Source organism: Chryseolinea sp. H1M3-3 (genome assembly GCF_029360725.1).
In the GTDB taxonomy this organism is placed as follows: Bacteria; Bacteroidota; Bacteroidia; order Cytophagales; family Cyclobacteriaceae; genus Chryseolinea.
This window is the reverse complement of sequence record NZ_JARKMY010000009.1, coordinates 296,599-318,262: the sequence shown is the minus strand read 5'-3', so window position 1 is coordinate 318,262 and position 21,664 is coordinate 296,599. Positions and strand designations below refer to the sequence as shown.

Here is a 21,664-nt window from a genome sequence, read left to right as displayed (position 1 = left end):
ACTATTTTTTAAACTTGTTAACCAACATCGCTAGCTTTTCCTCCATCGTCATTTCCTTTTGTTGTGGTTTAGAGGATGGATTTGGCCGGGAAGGTCCAGGCTTCTTCGGCTGATTTTTGGGACTCTTGTCACGTGCAGGTGCCTGCTGTGGAATGGTATCAGCAAAAGGATCGCTCTTCATTGATAATCCAATTCGTTTTCGTGGCACGTCTACTTCAACAACGGTGACTTTTACCTTTTGCTGAACGGTAACAACCTCTTTTGGATCCTTCACAAATTTATCGGCCAGATGACTTATATGAACCAATCCATCCTGGTGAACACCAACGTCCACAAAAGCACCAAAAGCGGTTACATTTGTTACAATGCCCGGCAACGACATGCCTATCTTAAGATCGTTGATGGTATTCACACCTTCGGTGAAACTGAAGAATTCAAACTCCTTTCGCGGATCTCGTCCAGGTTTTTCAAGTTCAATCAGGATATCGGTCAGAGTAGGCAGTCCGACTTTATCAGAAACATACTTCTTCAAATCGAGTTGTTTTCTGAGTTCAGCGCTTGTCATCAGGTCTTTAACAGAACAACCTAAATCTGAAGCCATTTGCTGGACGATCGGATAACTCTCGGGGTGCACAGCACTGGCATCCAACGGATTCGCTGCTTCTTGTATGCGTAAAAAACCTGCAGCCTGAACAAAAACTTTTTCTCCAAGCCTGGCGACTTTCATTAACGAATCGCGGTCTTTAAACGGCCCATTTTGATTTCTAAATTCTACGATATTTTTTGCGAGTGACGGACTCAGTCCTGATACATAGGAGAGGAGTTCCTTGCTGGCTGTATTTACTTCAACACCTACAGAGTTAACGCAACGCATCACCACATCATCCAAACCTTGTTTAAGTTTCGTCTGATCTACGTCATGTTGATACTGACCAACACCAATTGATTTCGCGTCAATCTTAACGAGTTCCGCCAACGGATCCATCAGTCTTCTACCAATAGAAACAGCACCTCTTACTGTTACATCCTGATCAGGGAATTCTTCACGGGCAACATCCGATGCAGAATAAACAGATGCACCGCTTTCATTGACCATCACGATAAGAATTTTGTGCGGAAGGCCGAGAGCCTTCACAAAGGCTTCCGTTTCACGCCCAGCCGTCCCGTTACCTATGGATATGGCTTCGATGTCGAACTTTTCGCAAAGAGATTTGATCAGGGCTCCTGCTTTCATGGTCTCCCGCTGCGGCTCATGGGGATAAATGACATCGTTATGCAGCAATTTTCCCTGACGGTTCAGACAAACAACTTTGCATCCGGTTCTGAAACCTGGATCTAATGCAAGAACATTTTTCTGTCCAAGTGGTGCTGCTAAAAGAAGTTCTTTTAGATTGTCTGCAAAAACATGAATCGCTTCTTCATCTGCTTTCATTTTGGACTCCATCCTGACCTCAGTCTCCAACGATGGCTTTAACAATCGTTTATAGCAATCCTTGATCGCAAGTCTTAGTTGATCGGCGCATACACCTTCATTTTTAATGTATTGGCGTTCCATGGTGCTGATGACCAATTCTTCCGGCGGATAAATGTCCAGTGAAAGAATTCCTTCCTTCTCGCCTCGCCGCATCGCGAGTAACCGGTGCGATGGAGTTTTCGAGATCGGTTCAGTCCATTCAAAATAATCTTTATACTTCTGTCCTTCAGCTTCTTTACCCTTCAGCAAACGAGATTCGATGATCCCTTCACGCCAGAATAATTCACGAACATTTTTTCTGGTGTCCTGGTTTTCATTTACCCATTCTGCAATTATGTCGCGTGCGCCATCTAATGCTTCTTCACTGCTGGATACACCTTTGTCGGAGTCGATAAATGTTGATGCGGTTTCTTGCAGATTAAAATTTTCCTGGTTGAATATTTTTTGCGCAAGGGGCTCAAGACCTTTTTCTTTAGCAACGCTCGCCCGCGTTTTCCGCTTCGGTTTAAAGGGCAAATAAATGTCTTCCAATTCCGCCAGTGTTGCAGCCATAACTATGGTCTGCATCAATTCCGGTGTGAGCTTATCTTGCTTTTCTATTGATGCAATGATGGCTTCACGGCGTTTATCCAGTTCACTTAATTGTTCAATACGATCACGTATCTTACTGATCATCACCTCATCCATGCTTCCAGTCATTTCCTTTCGATATCTCGATATAAAAGGAATGGTGGCATCTTCGGAAAGGAGGGTGGCTACCGCTTTAACATTCTTTAAGGGCAAAGAAAACTCTCTGGCAATCTGCTCAACCCAACGCGCTATATTGTCTTGATCCATAATTTAAACAGGCAGGCAAAATTAGAATAAGGATTAAGGAATACAATCAGCAATACTGTATTTTTAAAAGCTGATAAAAAAGATATGACCAAAAAAAGGATTGCATTAATTGCGCATGATAATAAAAAGCGCGAGCTCGTAGAATGGGTAAAATATAATGAGTCAAGTATGTTAAAAAGTGTAGTTTATGCCACCGGTACAACGGGGCGTATGTTAGAGCAGGAGGTGGGCATATCGGTTACATGTTTACAAAGCGGCCCACTAGGAGGTGATCAACAAATTGGAGCCTTGATTGCGGAGGGAAATGTCGATATACTCATATTTTTTTGGGATCCGCTGGAGCCATTGCCTCATGATCCGGATATAAAGGCGTTGCTAAGGTTAGCCGTCGTTTGGAATATACCCATTGCGTGCAACAGGGCCACAGCCGACTTTCTTTTTTCTTCGCCACTGCTTTTCAGTGATTACAAGCGGAAATTACCGGACTTTTATGCCTACAACACCAGAAAAATCGAATAGAATTTTAGGAAATTTGTGAAAATTAAACACAACGTGTTAAGTTTGCGCTCCCAAATCGAAATGACGATTCAGAAATAAGATTGGGAGATTGTTAAAAGAAAGTAAATGGCGCGGTAGCTCAGGTGGTTAGAGCGTTGGATTCATAACCCAAAGGTCGGGGGTTCAACTCTCCCCCGCGCTACGAATTTTTAAACTAGAAGCTACAAAGTAATTTTGTACTGGTAGAGATTTTCTTTTGTTCCCACCCTTACAATAAAATCACCTTTTTCAGCCTTATTCAGTTTAAGGACTTTTTTCACAATTTCGCCTCCCTGACCAAGATCTTCACTGCTGAGCAAAGCGTTCTCCTTGTATACTTTCAGGGATACGTTTTTATCTAATTTATTTTGCACGATAACATCAATGGAATTGTCTGCTTTCAGTTTAGAAAAGCCTACTACCAATCCCTTGCCATTCTCAGGGTGGACCATTTTGTCAAGACCATCAATCTTAATGTTAGCGGTTTTGGTTTCCACGCCGTTGAATACTTCTACTATATAAGGCCCTGGGGGCAGACTCCCGAGAAAAAGAACTTTCTTAATTTTCTCCACGAACATAAAAGATTCCTGGAATACCGCTTTTCCATCTTTGTCTTTGATGTGAACCGTGAGTTTGACAGCAACGGGATTATTAATGCTCACAATAAAATTGTCGGTAGTTTTAAAGCGGTCAACTTCGAGCGAATAAGATTGGGCGTAACAGCTAATTGAAAAACAAATCAGCAACGGTCCGAAAAGCATGGGTAGGATTTTCATGACCCAAAATTAGCGCGGTGAATAAGAGTTTTTAGAGGTAAAATATCCTATAAAAAACCAGGGTCAGTTCTGATTTTGAAATTTAGTTTTTTTAAAACGATTCACGCGGCAACGGCTTTTATTGCGGTTCGTGCCCTTACAAATGACATAAGGACAATATGAGAACTCACTAGAACATGCTGTCTTACAAGATACCCATGTCACAACATGTTCTTTTGGCCATCAAGGAAACATCAAGGTTTATTTCGGGTAGGCGTAAGATTTCGCAAGGATCAGGTAATTAAGCGCCCCAAATCCTGGTCTGCCGGAACTTTCTCGCGCAATTAAATTTTCTTCTAGGAAATGTAACCGTTTAGTCGCATTGCTATCTAATAAAAAACACATTGTTATGCTGAATAACGTGGCATTGCTTGCAGCCGATGATAGTCTGACAGATGATTTTATAATCAACAAAATCTTGCTGGGCAAACGTGAGTACTATGAAATTTTAGTAAGAAGGTATAACAGTTTGTTCTACAAAACTGCACGTGGAATTCTTTCTGATGAAGAAGACATTGAAGATGTTATGCAGGAAGCTTATATAAGAGGTTTTGAAAAGCTTCATCAGTTTAGAAGCGAAGCCAGGTTTTCCACATGGCTTAGTCGTATACTCATCAATTGCGCTTTGCAACATTTGAATAAAGCGAAAAGAAAGTCCTATGTGAGTCTTGATGCGTTGGCAAGCGATGAAATGGATCACCTCCAGGAAATAAGCGAAGAGAGTAATCCAGAGGTTGGAGAAAATTTAAAGAAGGCCATTGAGTCGGCGATAAGTCAACTTTCGCCGAAGTATAGAGTTGTATTTGTGCTCCGGGAAATGGAACAAGTTTCAGTAGCTGACACGGCATTGATATTGGACATCTCAGAAGAGAACGTCAAGATTCGCCTCCATCGCGCTAAAATAATGCTGAAGGAGATGCTACGGTCAGAACTTAACTCGCTTGATTTATTTCCTTTCCATGCATCCCGGTGCACCCTTATTGCAGAAAGAGTGATGGAACATATTAACTCCAGGATCAACTATCCTTTCGGGAACCTGAGCGAGTAACCATACCGTTGCTTAACCGCGGCCTTTATTTTTCCAGTGTTAAATCTCGGGGCAGCTATGCGGCCGCACGTTCATCGATTGATAACGATTTCTTCTAACATGGTTCACCATGTTACACAAGTTCATTTGCCGTCATTAGTAGCTCTATGTTTCATTTCTGAGGCTGCTTCGCTTACGCTTTACTTGTTTAATAAGTTAGGTGTTATTGAACGTAAAATGTCCAAGAATTGATATGAGCCGTGTTATCCTCTCCAATGGAATTGGTTCCGCTCCAAACAGTCCTCAATTCAAACTTGCCAAGTTTATAGGGAAGTCCAACGGCATTTTACGCCTGATTCCTGGCGGAATAAGGTCGTTCAAAGGAAACGTGTGCACCGTGTGATTGTTTTTCTAAGCATTTCTACTATTTTCACTAAGTAAACCGAACCGCATTTTTTAAACTTAAACCCGTCTACCCTTGAATACCGTTAAACTCGAACACTTTAGGAACCTCGTATCGCTTTCGGCCATCGATGGAAAAATTGAAGATGTTGAAAGAGTTGCACTTTCTAAAATTGCTTTTGAACAAGGCTTGCCATTGGACCGCTTAAATCTTATGCTCAACCGTGCCAATGAGTACATTTATTTAATCCCTCAAAACACTGAAGAAAGAGAAAAGCAGCTAGAGGAAATGATTAAGCTCGCTCTGGTCGATGACGATTTTGCGCCTGCCGAGCTAGAACTTATCGAAATGGTGGCTGAAAAACTTGGGTTTACCAAAAAAGAACTTGACCTCATTTTAGAAACTCACTGCGGATATAAAAGGCGATAAAAATTTCGCTCTTGCAGTCGTTAAACCCACGCTTCTCTTGGTCATGGGTTCATGAAAATCAATCAAGTAACATGTGCGCGCGTGTTGGCATGAACGGTTGCCGATTGACTTTATATTTTTTTCTTCCAACGATTTCTTCATCGTATAAAACCATTTAACACTTCTTTCTGGTAAAATCGTTAATAACCATTGTAATTTGCGCCTTTAATGTAGTGATCGCATTAAAGTAAGATCTTGCAGGAATTTTAGAATATTTTTTGCTGTTGAAATAACAATTTGCCAGCTTAATAAAATTCGAACAAAAAGCTTAGACCCCGGACCGCGACCATGAAGTGTTTCTTAATTATTTTTAGTCTGATATGCATAACTACAAGCAGCATATGGGCTCAAAATGATTCAATAAAATTTTATACAACGGCACGCGTTACCGGTGAACCACCAAAAATTGATGGGCACGCTGAGGATGCGGCGTGGAATGAGGTGCCGTGGGGAGGAGGAAATTTTAAGCAACGTTCTCCTGATGCTGGCCGTTTGGCATCCGTACAAACACAATTCAAAATTTTATACGACGATAAAAATCTCTATATCCTTTTGAAGAATTTTGACCCGGACCCGAGCAAAATAGTAAGCCGTATGTCGCGGCGCGATGGATTTGAAGGTGACCAGGTAGAAATAAATATTGATAGTTATAACGATAAAAGGACTGCGTTTTCCTTTTCGGCTTCAGTAGCAGGCGTTAAAGGAGATGAATATGTGTCTAACAACGGCGGAAACTGGGACGCCAACTGGGACCCTATCTGGTACCTGCATACGCAGATCGATCACGAAGGTTGGATAGCTGAAATGCGAATCCCTTTAAGTCAATTACGGTTTGCAGATAAACAAGAACATACCTGGGGCTTGCAAATTAGCAGGCAGTTTTTTAGGAATCAGGAACAGTCGCTCTGGCAATACATTCCACCAGATGCAACAGGCTGGGTACATTTATTTGGTGAGCTGAGAGGAATCACAGGCATACGACCTCAGAAGCAAGTGGAAATTCAACCTTATATCGTAGCGAAGGCTGAACGGTTTCAGGAAGAGGAGGGTAATCCATTTGTCACCGGTAAATCGTCATCGGTAGATGTCGGTCTTGATGCTAAGATTGGTATTACCAGTGACATAACGCTTGACCTAACAGTCAATCCGGATTTTGGACAAGTAGAAGCTGATCCGTCTCAAGTTAACTTAAGTGCGTTTCGAGTTTTCTTTCAGGAAAGAAGACCATTTTTTATTGAAGGAAATAATACACTTAATTTTCCCGTTACCGGATTTAACAGCAACAATCTCTTTTACTCACGCCGGATTGGTAGAGCTCCGCAAGGCGAAGTATTGACCGATGAGGAGGATGAAGATGACGGTGTCGAAGAGTATGTAAAATCTGATAACAACACCACCATTCTTGGCGCCGCAAAACTTACCGGCAAAAACAAAAAAGGTTTTTCCTGGGGCGTGTTGGAATCAGTAACCTCGCCTGAAAGGGCAAAGATCGACAGCATGGGTGTGCGAAGGTCACAAATGATTGAACCGTTGACAAACTATTTAGTGGCACGGACACAACAGGATATCAATAAGGGGAACACCGTAATCGGGGCCATGTTTACCAGCACCAACCGCCAGTTGAATGACAAAGAACTGGAGTGGCTTCACAAGGATGCCTATAGCGGTGGGGTTGATGTGGTACATAACTGGAACAACCGAAAATATTTTATCAGTGCAAAGACGCTTGTCAGTAGCGTAAAAGGAACACCTGAAGCGATAACGGTCACGCAAGAAGCCCCGGAGCGATATTTTCAGCGTCCAGACAACGATCACGCCGATGTCGACACCACGCGCACTTCCTTGACCGGAACAGCAGGAACATTTATGTATGGTAAACGTGGTGGAAAATTTGTGTATGAGGCTGGATATACGTGGCTTTCCCCTGAACTGGAATTGAATGATATCGGGTTCTTAAACCAAACCGATGTAATGACGCAATGGACGTGGTTTCAATATCGCATATTAAATCCTGTTGGTATTTTCAGATCATTAAGATTCAACGGTGGTCAATCACTGGGTTGGGATTTTGACAGGCGTAATACATCGAAAGGGTTCAACGCGAATACTTCTTTACAATTTAAAAACTTCTGGTCCGTCAGCGCCGGTGCCTCCTACTCAACCCACTTTTTATCGAACGCGAACCTCCGCGGGGGACCTGCTTTGCGATATCCTGGCAGTTATAGCTACTGGCTATGGATTGGAACTGATCAACGCAAAAAATTGAACTTGGTTTTCAGTCCTCATGGAAATCGCGGACTGGAAAGCTACTCCAGAAGTGGGGGTTTCGATATTGTACTGAACTATAAGCCAGTTAATGCGCTGAGCATTTCGTTGGCGCCAAGCTTCAGCCATAACAAGAACAAAATGCAATACGTAAATACCGGCTCTGTCGGCAATGATGACCGGTATATTGTGGGTGAAATTAATCAGACAACGGCCAGGCTATCCCTGCGCATGACTTATATGATTACACCAAACTTATCTGTGCAGGCATGGGGGCAGCCTTTCGGAACGACTGGAAAATATTCTAACTTCAAATACATTACCGATGCAAAAGCAGCAGCATTCAATGCGAGATTCACAGAGATACCCGCTGAAGCAATAAGTCTTAATGATCAGGAAGAGGAGTATGCCGTAGACGAAAACAATGATGGTGTCACCGATTATAAATTCGAGAAACCGGATTTCAACGTTGGGCAATTCCGCTCCAACATGGTATTACGATGGGAGTATATTCCAGGATCCACTTTTTTCCTGGTATGGACCCAGGAAATGAACGGCGACTTCTATGATCAATCCGGACCGCTTCATGAAAAATATAAATTCCAGTTCAGCGACAAGGCGCATAATATTTTTATGCTGAAATACACCTACCGGTTCGTTTTATAGTAGTGTTGGAGTGTTGGAGTTCGAGGTGTTGAAGTTCAGTTTACAAACATCCTTGGTTTTCAATTCGTGAGTTGTTAATGAAATATCCAGACACCAGTAATTAAATGCTCGCAACTTCAACACTTAGAACTTCAACACTCCAACACTTAAGGAATTCTCACGGTGCCATTGCCACGCACAAGCCATTTATATGAAGTCATTTCTCGCAACGCCATCGGTCCGCGTGCATGCAATTTTTGAGTACTGATACCAATTTCGGCTCCAAGTCCAAATTGTGCACCGTCTGTAAAGGCTGTAGAAGCATTCGCATAGACTGCTGCGGCATCAACGTTCTTGAGGAAGGTGGTAATGACGTTTTCGTTTTCTGCAACAATTGCTTCACTGTGCTTTGACCCATAGCTAAAAATATGATCCAACGCCTCGTCTAGTGTGTCAACGGTTTTTATACTCATCTTATAATCCAAAAACTCAGTACCAAAGTGTTTTTCTTCTGCACGTTGCAATAGTGCATCTGGGTACTTGTCTTTTAACGTGCTGTAGGCTTTTTCGTCGGCATAAATACAGACATTTTTATCGGCCAACTTTTTCACCAGCGCAGGGAGGTCTTGTAGCCGCGCGTGGTGAATGATCAGACAATCCAATGCATTGCAAACGCTGACTCTCCTTGTCTTGGCATTGTAAATAATGTCCGCTCCTTTTTTAACGTCACCGCTTTCGTCAAAATAGGTGTGTACAATGCCAGCACCAGTTTCAATAACGGGTACTTTGGAATTGTCTCTCACGTAATCAATGAGACTTTGGCTGCCGCGTGGAATGATGATGTCGACAAATCCCACAGCATTTAATAATGCATGGGTGGCAGCACGATCGGAGGGAAGGAGTTCAATAATTTGTGGATCAAGGTTGTGACTTTGAAGCACTTCCTTAATAAGATTTACGATGTACTTGTTTGAATATTCCGCATCGCTTCCGCCTTTTAGAATGGAGGCGTTTCCGGACTTTAAGCATAACGAAAAAACATCGAACGTAACATTCGGACGGGCTTCATAAATAATCCCAATGACCCCCAGGGGAACAGTGATCTTTTCCAGTGAAAGACCGCTTTTTAAGGTTCTTTTTTCTATTACAATATCGAGGGGCGACGGCAGCGTGGCAACACTCCGAAGGTCGCTTGCAATATCCTTGATACGTTGTTCGGTTAATTTCAAACGGTCATACTTCGGATCACTTTCCGGCATGCGTTCAAGATCTTTCTTGTTTTCTTCTAATATTTTAATGCTGTTCTTTTCGGTCTTATCAGCCAGCGCAAGTAAAATATGATTTACTTTTTCTTCCGGAAACAAAGCCAATTTACGGCTTGCTCCTTGGACCGATTTGAAAATATTTTCTAACACGTTGATAAAGTCTAATTAATCAGTGTAAATATAAATGATCATAGTGGATTAATGGCGGCTGGTTTTTTAATCCCAGGACTTCTTTCGCTTTCTTATAACCATACTTTGCTAACCCAAGGCCCACTTCTTTATCTTTTTCGTCCACTATACGAATAATGTCACCTTTTTTAAATGTGCCTATCACCTTAACTATTCCAACAGGCAACAGGCTATGCGCCTTGGAAGAAGAGAGTAGTACTTCTCTCGCGCCCTGATTGATAACAACCTTGCCCTTTGGTTCCTCATAGGCATGGGCCATATATTTTTTAAAGCTGGAGGTTATTTTCTTTGCCGGAAACCGTGTACCGATTTCGTCACCTTGTAACACTTTAAGGATAATATCCCCGGTCCTCCCATTTGCAATATGGACCGGAATTCCCATGCTGGCGATTTTTTCAGAAGTCTGGCACTTTGTTAATATTCCTCCACGGCCGAAACCGGATTTCTTTCCCGTTGCAATCTGTTCGAGATTAATTTTTTTTGCATCGTAAGTAGAAAGAATGCTCGTCCCGGGAAGATCAGGATCTCCGTTATAGATTCCATCAACGTTGGTAAGAATGATCAGCATATCTGCATTCATCATAGCGCTTACCAAACCCGCCAGTTCATCGTTATCAGTAAACATTAATTCTGTAACGGAAACTACATCATTCTCATTTATAATAGGTACAATCTTGTTGCTCAATAATGCCGATAAACAGTTTTGCATGTTCAGATAATGCGTTCGGCTTTTAAAATCTTCCTTTGTCACCAGCACCTGGGAGCATAACATATTTTGCTTGTCGAAGACATCTTTGTATAAAGAGATAAGTTTAACCTGACCTATAGACGCCAACACTTGACGCTGTATCACCGTATCGGCTTTCTTTTGGAATTGATATAAACTCTTACCAGCGGCCACGGCTCCGGAAGAAATCAAAAGCACCTGATAACCCTGATCTTTTAAGTTTTTGATCTGGCGGGAGATATTAATGATCACCTCTTCATCAGGTAAACCTTGCTTATTGGTGATAACGTTTGAACCAACCTTTATAGCTACAATCTTCTTTTTAGATGCACTCATTTGAAAAGCCATTATAATCGATCCTTCAAAAAATGGCCTCCAATTATACGGCTTTCGCATCAGCTAGACAAAAATCTATAACGGACATGTTCGTTATACCTTCACGAATCTTTTTTGCACCAACGATTAACATGACCAACGATTGTAAGCATTTACCGGAGCCCGTTCATAACATAGTCATTCATATAATTGGACTTTTCTATGTTAATTCGCAGAAAACCCATAAACGAATGCGGAGATTACTTTTTTCTATACCCTTATTATTTGTCTCATTCATCTCATCGGGACAGCAACAGCCTGACGCTGCGCAAATAAAACAAAAGCTAAAGAAGCTGAATGTCCTTGGTTCGGTCTTGTATGTTGCTGCGCACCCGGACGATGAGAACACTCGGGTGATTTCTTTTATGGCAAACGACAAATTAATGGAGACTGCCTACTTGGCAATGACCAGGGGTGATGGAGGACAAAATTTAATAGGCCCTGAAATACGTGATTTGCTTGGATTGATCCGCACACAGGAACTGCTGGCAGCAAGGCGCATTGATGGTGGGCAACAATTTTTTACGCGTGCAATTGATTTTGGTTTTTCAAAATCGGCCGATGAGGCTTTTAAGATTTGGAACAAGGATGAAATATTATCGGATGTGGTAAAAGTATTTCGTCAATATCAGCCTGATGTAATCATTACCCGCTTTCCACCCGATGCGCGCGCAGGACACGGTCATCATACCGGATCAGCGATGCTGGCCCTGGAGGCTTTTGACATCGCCGCACAAAGTAACGTCTATCCTGATCAAGTAAAAGAGTTCGGCACCTGGCAAGTCAAACGACTTTATACCAACACGGGCCGCTGGTGGAATAATTCGATTAATGAAAATACGCCCGGCATCGTGGCGCTCAACGTCGGAACATATAATCCATTATTGGGTAAATCCATTACCGAAATAGCCGCATTAAGTAGTAGCCAACATAAAAGTCAGGGCTGGGGTCGGCCAGGCCAACGTGGCAACGATCACGAATTTTTTGAATATGCAAAAGGGGAGAAAGCAAACAAAGATCTTTTTGAAGGAATCAATACCACATGGGCCAGGGTGAAGGGCGGTTCAAAAGTTCAGACCGTTGTAACGAAAGCCATCCAAAGTTTCGATGACGAACATCCGGAGGCTAGTGTACCAATCTTATTCCAGATTCGAAAAGAGATTTTGAATTTGGAAAACGGGGTGTGGAAAAGCCGTAAACTAAAAGAAGTTGAACAGTTGATCCAGGATTGTTTAGGGTTACATCTGGAAGTGAAAGCATCGGAATATTGGATTTCTCCAGGTGAGGAAATTCAAATAAATGTTGAAGCCATCAACCGGTCGAAAGTCGTAGTAGATTTACTGCAACTGAAGTCGCAGGATCTTTCCATGGATTCGACATTTTTGCTGCAGATGAAGGACAATGTATCCAACGTCCTCAAAAGTAAAAAAAACTTGCTAGCCTCTAAATCGTATTCCGATCCATACTGGTTGCAAAAATCACATGAGCCGGGAATTTTTAATGTAACTGACAAATCTTTAATCGGAAAGTCGCAAAACGACCCGGCCGTTATGATGGAGTTCAAAATAAAAGTCGGAGAGGAGTCTATGGTCGTGATAAAACCTGTCATTTATAAATGGACAGATCCCGTAAAAGGTGAGCTGTGGAGACCTGTGGAAATTGTACCGCCGTTGTCCGTTGACCTGGCAGAAAACGTTTTGATATTCAATGATGATCAACCCCGCCATGTTATCGTAAGAATGAAGTCGGCCAGTGCAAACGCAATGAAGGGGGAACTGAAACTACAGCTACCCACAGATTGGAGTTCAGAACCAGCGACGATTCCCTTCGAATTAAAATCAAGGGGCGAAGAAATGACTTTCGATTTTAATATTCATCCAGCGAAAACGGAAATCACATCCGTGCTTCGTGCGGTTGCAGAAGTTAATGGCAAAAAATACGATCGGGCAATTAAAACACTAGCCTACGATCATATTCCAACACAAACATTTTTACCTCCTGCTGAAGCAAAGCTCGCAAGGATCAATCTAAAAAAGGAGGGCAATCTTGTTGGGTACATCGCAGGAGCAGGCGATGAAATTCCCAAAGCGTTGCGTACGATTGGATATGAGGTTTGGGAAATGAAAGCTGAAGAAATTACGCAAGATAATCTTAAACGTGTTGATGCCGTCGTTTTGGGAATTCGCGCCTTAAATGTTCATGAACGTATTCGATATTTCATGCCAGCACTAATGGAGTATGTTCGGCTAGGCGGTACGTTGGTTGTTCAGTATAATACCGATGGCCGTTTGCAAACAAGCAATTTTGCTCCCTTTCCGATAACACTTTCAAGGGACCGTGTGACCGACGAAAATGCCGGGGTGCGAATTTTAAAACCTGATCATCCTTTGCTCTCATTGCCGAACAAAATATCTGCCCGGGACTTTGAAGGTTGGGTACAAGAACGTGGACTTTATTTTCCGAATAAATGGGATCCTAACTATGAAGCGTTGCTTTCTATGAACGATAACGGTGAACCCGCAAAAGATGGCGGTTTGCTGATCGCTAAATATGGTGAAGGCCATTACGTGTACACGGGATTATCATTTTTCCGCCAACTGCCTGAAGGCGTTTCAGGGGCCTATAAATTATTTACCAACATCATCTCGTTGGGTAAAGCAAAAAAGCCAAAGAGCTGATCTTAACCATTCCACATCAAATATCCACCGACTACACAGTCTTATGAGTAAAACGCATCTTGATGAAAAGCCTCCCGTGTTTAAATCCTGGAGCCGGTGGTATTGGCTTGTATTGGGTGTGCTTCTCATTCAAATTGTTCTTTATTATCTGTTAACGAATTCGTTCTCATGAATTATTTCGATTGGGCTGTATTGTTCGGTACTATATTGTTCATCGTATCCTATGGCGTTTGGAGAACGCGCGGAAACAAAACAGTTGAAGGATTTCTCAAAGGGGATAATTCGATGCGCTGGTGGATGATCGGCGTGTCGATCATGGCTACACAGGCAAGTGCAATTACATTTTTGTCAACACCCGGACAAGCGATTGAAGACGGGATGCGATTCCTGCAGTTCTATTTTGGACTTCCGATCGCCATGGTGATTATTTCGATAACAATGGTGCCGATCTATTATCGTTTAAAAGTTTTTACCGCCTACGAATTTCTTGAATCTCGATTTGACATAAAGACGCGGTCGCTGGCGGCATTGCTTTTTTTAGTGCTACGTGGACTCTCAGCGGGCATTACGTTGTTTGCGCCTGCGCTCGTGTTATCTACAATATTGGGATGGTCTGTTACTTTTACAACAGTTATCATCGGTACACTCGTGATCATTTATGTTGTCAGCGGCGGAACGAAAGCCGTGAGTCTTACACAGCGTCAACAAATGACGGTGATTATGAGCGGAATGATTCTGGCAGGTTTCCTGGCGTTGTATATGTTGCCAGACCACGTCTCATTTGGTGACAGCGTGCAGATAGCGGGAGAGTTGGGTAAAATGAATCTGGTGAACCTGGAGTTCAATCCCAATGATCGATACAACATTTGGTCGGGGTTGATAGCCGGCACATTTTTGTTTTTAAGCTACTTTGGGACAGACCAATCGCAGGTAGCACGTTATCTTGGTGGGACTTCTATCGCCGAGAGCAGGTTAGGATTGATTTTTAATGGATTGCTGAAGATTCCAATGCAATTTATTATTCTGTTCATTGGTGTATTGGTCTACGTGTTTTATTTATTTAATCAACCACCGGTTTTTCACAACCGCGTGCTAAAAGAACGCGCCATGGAGACTTCCAGCGCACCGGTGTTGAATAGTTTGGAAGCGGATTACAATTCTTTATATCAGGAAAAAAGAAAGGCTGTGGATGGATTGGTAAAAGCTATTCATGAAGAAGATGCGGCAAACATTGAAACACATAGTGAAGCTGTAAAAGAATTACAGAAGCAGGAAGTTATAATAAGGGATTCTGTGAAAGCAACCATCGGTACTGCGATTCCCAACGCAAAGACGCAGGACCGGGATTATATATTTTTGAATTTCGTGCTTAGCAATTTACCGCACGGTGTCATTGGATTGCTGTTGGCCGTGATGTTTTCGGCGGCAATGTCTTCCATGGCCGGAGAGTTGAATGCACTGGCATCAACAACAACAATAGATATTTACAGGCGTTCTGTCAATGCCAGTGCGAGTCCTATGCATTATCTGAAAGCTTCCAGGTGGTTTACAATAATGTGGGCGCTTATAGCGATGGTATTCTCCATGCTTGCAAGCTTTGCGGAAAATTTAATTCAATTTGTAAACATCATTGGCTCTTTGTTTTACGGCACCATACTCGGAATATTTTTGACTGCTTTTTATATCAAGTGGGTAAAAGGCACGGCGGTATTTTGGGCTGCAGTTGTGGCCGAGTGCATCGTGCTTTATTGTTATGCTTATACAGACATTGCATTTTTACTTTATAATATTATAGGATGTGCTGCCGTGATCGGGCTTTCCATAGTTCTTCAAGCATTTATGCCCAGCGACAGTTTAAGAAAAAAGTGATTTCTACATTAATCACGTACGCAATTCACTTTTATATTCTTGCCGAATGTTAAAGATATAGTTCAACTCTCATTGGCCATCTGACTGAAACCTGCCTCTACAGCACTTCTGGTATTGATTTGCATAAGCTGCTAATCTCGAAACCTTATTTAAAATTTCCTGCGACAAAAAAACCGGTCTCCTTCTTAAAACTAATAAAATGAGTTTGTATATTTGAATAACTAATTAAATTAGTATATGGTGAGGCTGCCACGGGATGTAGAGAATAGTTTTGAAGAAGTTCATATTCAAAAAATATGGGATGTATTGGAGGAAAAATTTTCGTTTAATATTAAAGGCTGGAAAGAAGATTTTAATAAATATTTGCTCAACCAGTCGCGGGAAATATCCGAACGTCAGGCATTCATTGAATTTGGTATGAAGAAAATTCAACCCCTCCTAAATGGAATTTTAAAACGTACCGACTATCATCCTACATGGATTAATCTCATGCGATGGGTGGTGAAGAGTAAGTGATTGTTAAACAGCTTTTTTTCGTACGCCACTTCTCTCACAACTCAAACGTAAAACCTTTCTCCGCGAGCTTATCATAAATCTTTTTGTCAAATCGGTAAAGGTTGGCCGCGCGATGTGATACATCAGTTTGTTTTTCCTTGCAGGGAACAAGCAGATTCATTTTCATCAATTTCCTCCGGAAATTAGGTTTGTCCAATTTTTTATTCAGCAAGGCTTCATACAATTCCTGCAACTGAAGCAGTGTGAATTTTTTCGGAAGGAGATTAAATCCGATTGGCTCGTGTCTCAATTTGTGTTTGAGATATTCTAAACCTTGTCTTAGAATTTTTGCGTGATCATAAGGAAGTTCGGGTATGCCATTCACCCTAAACCATTTTGCATCAGCGGCTGTGAAGCCCGCCTGCAGCGTATAGTCCTCGGGTTTAACCAGTGCATAATAAGCAATGGTGATCACGCGCTTGGTAGGATACCGGTCAACATTTCCAAATGCTTCAAGCTGCTCCAGATAGATGTTGGACACACCGGTAAGATCTCTTAATATGCGTGTGGCGGCATCATCAATTCCTTCATTGTATTTAATCCAGCCTCCCGGAAGCGCCCACTTGCCTTTGCTAATACCTTCTCCATGCTGGACAAGAAGAATATCCAACTTATTTTCTTTAAATCCGAAAATCAAGCAGTCGATAGACAACGCTTCAATAATGATGTCAGTGGCGGGTATCTGTTTCATGGATAAAGTTTACAGCGTACAACATACAGTGTTGAACTGTGTCTGCAAAAAATATATTTTATGGCAGGCAAAAATAAGTTGAGCTTTTTCGTACCCCAACAGGAAGACGAGGCTCAAGAGTAAAAAATTCATTTTTTTTAGACCCCCTAAAACCTATCTATTGCGTCCATTTGTAGCCGGTTGAGGGTATGTAAGCTTTTCAGCATAACAATCGTTGCCAAATATAAAAATTTAATTACCTTGTAGTCAAATTTACTATAAGTTATTATTGAACATTACGGACAGGGTTTATGGCTCGTTACTTATTGGGTTATGATTTAGGGAGTTCTTCTGTTAAAGCTTCATTGGTTAATTCAGAAACGGGTCAATCAGTTGCATCAGCGCAGTCGCCGTCAGAAGAAATGCCCATGTTAGCAGTAAAACCGGGCTGGGCTGAACAAGATCCTGAAATGTGGTGGGACCATGTAATAAAAAGCACCAAAAGTTGCCTTCAGAAGGGTAATGTACAGGCTTCGGATATTGCTGCGATTGGAATTTCATATCAGATGCATGGGCTAGTATGTGTTGATAAAAATCAGAAGGCGCTTAGGCCGTCAATCATTTGGTGCGACAGTCGCGCTGTTGAAATTGGAAATGAAGCTTTCAGAAAGCTGGGTGAAAAATACTGCCTGGAGCGGTTATTAAATTCGCCTGGAAATTTTACAGCATCTAAATTAAAGTGGGTAAAAGAAAATGAGCCCGAGGTTTACGCGAAAATATATAAAGTAATGCTTCCAGGCGATTTTATTGCCATGCGATTAACGGGCGAGATTGTTACCACCGCGTCAGGACTATCAGAGGGCATGCTTTGGGATTATGAAAAAAATACTTCTCCGGAACGATTGCTGAGTTTTTATGGAATAGACCCTGCGTTGCTCGCTACTGTGGTTCCTACTTTTTCAGTGCAGGGTAAATTAACAAAATCTGCGGCCGATACGCTCGGTCTTAAAGAAGGGACGGCCATTGCATATCGCGCAGGCGATCAACCTAACAATGCTTTTTCATTAAACGTGTTGAATCCTGGAGAAACTGCAGCAACAGCAGGAACTTCCGGTGTGATTTATAGCGTCACAGAAAAAAATGCTTATGATCCGAAGTCCAGGGTAAACACTTTTATTCATGTAAATAATCAAGCAGCGGTAGGCGCCACTAAAAACAAGCCTGAACACCGTAATGGAGTTTTGCTCTGTATTAACGGCACCGGTATACTCAACAGTTGGCTACGAAAAAATACAAGTACCGGTGTTCCATATGACTATGACAGGATGAATAAGATCTCTGCAGAAGCACCAATCGGCTCCGACGGGCTAGTGGTACTTCCGTTCGGCAATGGAGCAGAACGTGTATTGGAAAACAAAAATATTAATAGCTCATTTCACGGCTTAAATTTTAATAGACATCAGCAATCACATTTATTCAGGGCTGCACAGGAAGGAATTGTGTTTGCATTGAAGTATGGTTTTGACGTATTGCAGCAAATGGGATTAAAAACCAATGTAATCCGTGCAGGAAATGCGAATATGTTTTTAAGTCCTTTGTTCCGGGAAGCTTTCGTTAATACCATCGATGCACGTTTGGAATTATATGATACGGACGGAGCGAAGGGTGCAGCATTGGGTGCCGGTGTGGGAGCTGGAGTCTATAACTCATTTGAAGAAGCCTTTAAAGGATTAAAAGTAATCCGGTCGGAAGAACCAAGTGACAAATTAAAATCGCCCTATGCAGAAGCATATCAGCATTGGATGAAACATTTACAATCAAGTATTTAATACGCTTAATTTTTTAATCAAATACAATACAAAACCGGTAACTATGAAAGCTACACTTGGAGACAAGACCTACTTTAAAGGCATTAAGCCTATTAAGTTTGAAGGCGTTGAGTCAGATAATCCTCTTGCGTTTAAATTTTATAACCCGAAACGCAGAGTTGGTAAAAAAACAATGGAGGAACATTTTCGCTTTGCAATTGCATATTGGCATACCTTCTGTGGAACCGGTGGTGATCCTTTTGGACCTGGCACAAAAAATTTCCCGTGGAATGAGGGTGCTGATCCGATGCAACGCGCTTACGATAAAATGGATGCAGCGTTTGAGTTTATTACCAAAATAGGCGCACCCTTTTATTGCTTTCATGATTACGATCTGGTTGAAGAAGCCGAGACATTGAAAGAATCCGAATCCAGACTTGAAAAAATAGTTGACTACGCGAAACAAAAACAGAAAGCATCTGGTGTAAAATTACTTTGGGGAACAGCCAATTTATTTTCTCATCCGCGCTATATGAACGGCGCTTCTACCAACCCTGACTTTAACGTTGTATGCTGGGCTGGCGCACAAGTAAAAAATGCCATCGATGCAACGATTGCTCTAGGCGGATCTAATTATGTGTTCTGGGGTGGAAGAGAGGGATATGTTTCATTATTAAATACTGATATGAAACGTGAGCAAGAACACCTTGCTAATTTTCTTCATGCAGCTCGTGATTATGGACGGAAGAATGGATTTAAAGGAACATTTCTCATCGAGCCAAAGCCGATGGAACCTACTAAGCATCAGTATGATTTTGACGCAGCAACCGTAACTGCTTTCCTTCGTCAACATGATTTGATGGACGACTTTAAACTAAACATTGAAGTAAACCACGCTACATTAGCACATCATACGTTCCAACACGAATTGCAGGTATCTGCAGATGCTGGATTGCTGGGTAGCATTGACGCAAATCGTGGTGATTACCAGAATGGATGGGATACTGACCAGTTTCCTAACAACTTGTACGAGTTGACAGAAGCTATGTTGGTTATTTTGCAAGCGGGCGGTTTCAAAAACGGAGGGGTAAACTTCGATGCTAAAACCAGACGTAGCTCAACTGACCTGGTAGATATATTTTACGCACACATCGGTGGTATGGACTCTTTTGCCCGTGCGTTACTTACAGCCCAGGCAATCCTCGATGATGGAGAATACCTGAATCTTCGTAAAGAACGTTACAGTTCTTTTGATTCTGGAAAAGGGAAGCAATTTGACCAAGGTAGATTATCACTTGAAAGCTTAAGACAACTTGCCCGTCAAAATGGCGAGCCTCAGCAAATCAGCGGCCGACAAGAATATTTTGAAAATCTGATCAATAAATTCATTTAAGATAGTACCCAGTTAACCTGAACCGTCTGCTTTTCAAAAGGCAGGCGGTTAACTTTTTTGTGCTTTTTCAGACGCACTAAACCCCGATTTTCCTCTGCGCCACGACTTATCCCGCGCCTTACCGTGCCTTCTTCTCTGTCCTGCTGGTTACTGCATATATTTAGTAAAAATCACTTGTTATGCGACTGCTAATCTTCTTTCTTTTAGTAACCACTGTTCTTTATAGTCAGCCAACTTCGTACGGCAATTTCAAAGTTTCCGAACAAGAAATCATCTACCAGAAGATTGTACCCCTCGACTCGGTGACTGCTGAAAAAATGGAAACGTTTTACAAATCACTTCCTTATGTTAGCAACCTAAAGCTGAAGGAAGGAGGGGTGACGTTTGATGTTAATGATCTTACGGTCGATTATAAGAAGTTTCAATTTACGCAGGTTGCCACACCTCCCATCATCCAAACAGGAAAGTACAGTGGAAGTGTAGACGTAAGCGTTAAAGACGGCAAGTATAGAATTACTTTTCATACCATCATGCTTACAGGCGATATCGGATACAAAAAAATTACAGTAAAAGATGAACTGACCAGCTATGCGTGCAAGAATAATGGCACTGTGTTAGCACAGGATTGGTGCCGCCCGAACATGTTGGGTTTACTAGATCAAGCTTTTACAGACAAGCTTCAATATGTAGAACTCGCCCAGAAAAAAATCAACGACGACTGGTAATTTATTTTGATGAATTTTGAATTATTGTTAATTGTTTCGCGTACGTTATATTAGCATGTAAGCGGTAAGCTGTACATAAACACTCTAACATCCAAATACATAAACACTTTGAACATAAAAGTAATTGCCTTTGACGCCGACGATACCTTGTGGGAAAACGAAAATTACTTTCAGGAAATTGAGAAGAAATTTTGCGAACTTATGGAGGCGTACTTGCCTCAACATAGTTCAGCTAGAGAATTGTTGCGAATTGAAATTAAAAATTTACCACTATATGGCTACGGTATAAAGGCATTTATGCTGTCGATGATTGAAGCTGCCATGGAGATCTCCAACAAGACAATCCATGTGAGCGTGATCGAAAAAATTATTGAATATGGCCAGGAACTATTACAAAAGCCCATTCAGAAAATTGACGGGGTTGATGAAGTACTTCAAACTTTGAAGGGCCGGTATAGATTGGTTGTGGCTACCAAGGGAGACCTTCTTGACCAGGAAAGAAAATTGAAAAAGTCCGGGATAGAACATTATTTCCATCACACAGAAATTATGTCTGAAAAAGGTGAAGCTGATTTTCGGAAGTTAATCAAGCATCTTGATATTCAACCCGAAAATTTTTTAATGATAGGCAATTCTTTAAAATCAGATATACTACCGGTATTGAACATCGGAGGACATGCATTTCATATTCCCTATCATGTCACCTGGGGCCACGAAAAAATTGAATATGAAGTCAACCATACGAACTTCAAACAATTCACGCACCTAAAGGAGATCCTTTCTCATTTGTAGTCACAGTCATTCACCGTGAATGGCAGCTATGAGCCACTGCTCCAAAACTGTTTCGATCATTACTAATTGCTTCACAGCTTGCCATCGGTTTATAAATCAATGCCCCAATTAAAATTTCACCCTTGCATCACTTTTGTGATTTATGAA

Annotated in this window: 16 protein-coding genes and 1 tRNA gene; 12 read left to right on the top strand and 5 right to left on the bottom strand. The window is 41.8% G+C overall.

Going from position 1 to position 21,664, the window contains the following annotated elements:
- Window position 1: 1 nt before the first annotated feature.
- Window positions 2–2,311, bottom strand: coding sequence for a Tex family protein (locus P2W71_RS15995; RefSeq protein WP_276372283.1), 2,310 nt, complete (start codon window positions 2,309–2,311; stop codon window positions 2–4).
- 84 nt (window positions 2,312–2,395) lie between these two features.
- Between P2W71_RS15995 and P2W71_RS15990 the strand changes: the two genes are divergently transcribed.
- On the top strand, window positions 2,396–2,830 hold the full coding sequence (locus tag P2W71_RS15990) for a methylglyoxal synthase (protein WP_276372282.1): 435 nt from the start codon (window positions 2,396–2,398) through the stop codon (window positions 2,828–2,830).
- A gap of 107 nt (window positions 2,831–2,937) precedes the next feature.
- Window positions 2,938–3,011 (top strand) — tRNA-Met (locus P2W71_RS15985).
- A gap of 19 nt (window positions 3,012–3,030) precedes the next feature.
- On the opposite strand, the gene P2W71_RS15980 is transcribed toward P2W71_RS15985, so the two are convergent.
- Complete coding sequence (locus P2W71_RS15980) at window positions 3,031–3,624, bottom strand: hypothetical protein (RefSeq protein ID WP_276372281.1); 594 nt, start codon at window positions 3,622–3,624, stop codon at window positions 3,031–3,033.
- A gap of 388 nt (window positions 3,625–4,012) precedes the next feature.
- On the opposite strand from P2W71_RS15980, the gene P2W71_RS15975 reads away from it, so the two are divergent.
- From P2W71_RS15975 to P2W71_RS15965, 3 genes are all read left to right on the top strand, one after another.
- Window positions 4,013–4,711 carry a sigma-70 family RNA polymerase sigma factor gene (locus P2W71_RS15975; RefSeq protein WP_276372280.1) on the top strand — a complete coding sequence of 233 codons (699 nt, stop codon included), beginning with the start codon at window positions 4,013–4,015 and terminating at the stop codon, window positions 4,709–4,711.
- A gap of 457 nt (window positions 4,712–5,168) precedes the next feature.
- Complete coding sequence (locus P2W71_RS15970; RefSeq protein WP_276372279.1) at window positions 5,169–5,522, top strand: TerB family tellurite resistance protein; 354 nt, start codon at window positions 5,169–5,171, stop codon at window positions 5,520–5,522.
- Window positions 5,523–5,849: 327 nt separating this feature from the next.
- A complete protein-coding gene (locus tag P2W71_RS15965; protein WP_276372278.1) occupies window positions 5,850–8,492 on the top strand; it encodes a DUF5916 domain-containing protein in 2,643 nt (880 codons plus the stop codon).
- 146 nt (window positions 8,493–8,638) lie between these two features.
- Here the strand turns inward: P2W71_RS15965 and P2W71_RS15960 are convergent, their stop codons facing one another.
- Window positions 8,639–9,892 (bottom strand): glutamate-5-semialdehyde dehydrogenase, encoded by a 1,254-nt coding sequence (locus P2W71_RS15960; RefSeq protein WP_276372469.1) that lies wholly within the window; start codon window positions 9,890–9,892, stop codon window positions 8,639–8,641.
- A gap of 13 nt (window positions 9,893–9,905) precedes the next feature.
- A complete protein-coding gene (gene proB / locus P2W71_RS15955; protein ID WP_276372277.1) occupies window positions 9,906–10,988 on the bottom strand; it encodes a glutamate 5-kinase in 1,083 nt (360 codons plus the stop codon).
- Between the two features lie 230 nt (window positions 10,989–11,218).
- Between proB and P2W71_RS15950 the strand changes: the two genes are divergently transcribed.
- From P2W71_RS15950 to P2W71_RS15940, 3 genes are all read left to right on the top strand, one after another.
- A complete protein-coding gene (locus P2W71_RS15950) occupies window positions 11,219–13,705 on the top strand; it encodes a PIG-L family deacetylase (protein ID WP_276372276.1) in 2,487 nt (828 codons plus the stop codon).
- Between the two features lie 168 nt (window positions 13,706–13,873).
- A complete protein-coding gene (locus tag P2W71_RS15945; protein ID WP_276372275.1) occupies window positions 13,874–15,574 on the top strand; it encodes a sodium:solute symporter in 1,701 nt (566 codons plus the stop codon).
- A 237-nt stretch (window positions 15,575–15,811) separates the two neighbouring features.
- On the top strand, window positions 15,812–16,090 hold the full coding sequence (locus P2W71_RS15940; protein ID WP_276372274.1) for a hypothetical protein: 279 nt from the start codon (window positions 15,812–15,814) through the stop codon (window positions 16,088–16,090).
- Between the two features lie 34 nt (window positions 16,091–16,124).
- Here P2W71_RS15940 and P2W71_RS15935 read toward each other — a convergent pair whose 3' ends face one another.
- On the bottom strand, window positions 16,125–16,820 hold the full coding sequence (locus tag P2W71_RS15935) for an NUDIX domain-containing protein (RefSeq protein WP_276372273.1): 696 nt from the start codon (window positions 16,818–16,820) through the stop codon (window positions 16,125–16,127).
- Between the two features lie 290 nt (window positions 16,821–17,110).
- Here P2W71_RS15935 and P2W71_RS15930 point away from each other — a divergent pair, with 290 nt between their 5' ends.
- The 4 genes from P2W71_RS15930 to P2W71_RS15915 all read left to right on the top strand — a co-directional run bounded on the left by P2W71_RS15930 (window position 17,111) and on the right by P2W71_RS15915 (window position 21,517).
- Window positions 17,111–18,628 carry an FGGY family carbohydrate kinase gene (locus P2W71_RS15930; RefSeq protein ID WP_276372272.1) on the top strand — a complete coding sequence of 506 codons (1,518 nt, stop codon included), beginning with the start codon at window positions 17,111–17,113 and terminating at the stop codon, window positions 18,626–18,628.
- A gap of 43 nt (window positions 18,629–18,671) precedes the next feature.
- The gene (gene xylA / locus P2W71_RS15925; RefSeq protein WP_276372271.1) at window positions 18,672–20,000 is read left to right on the top strand and encodes a xylose isomerase; all 1,329 of its coding nucleotides are present in this window, start codon (window positions 18,672–18,674) and stop codon (window positions 19,998–20,000) included.
- Window positions 20,001–20,179: 179 nt separating this feature from the next.
- Window positions 20,180–20,725: a hypothetical protein gene (locus P2W71_RS15920; protein WP_276372270.1), complete on the top strand. Its 546-nt coding sequence runs from the start codon at window positions 20,180–20,182 to the stop codon at window positions 20,723–20,725.
- A gap of 108 nt (window positions 20,726–20,833) precedes the next feature.
- The gene (locus tag P2W71_RS15915; RefSeq protein ID WP_276372269.1) at window positions 20,834–21,517 is read left to right on the top strand and encodes an HAD family hydrolase; all 684 of its coding nucleotides are present in this window, start codon (window positions 20,834–20,836) and stop codon (window positions 21,515–21,517) included.
- Window positions 21,518–21,664: the final 147 nt, after the last annotated feature.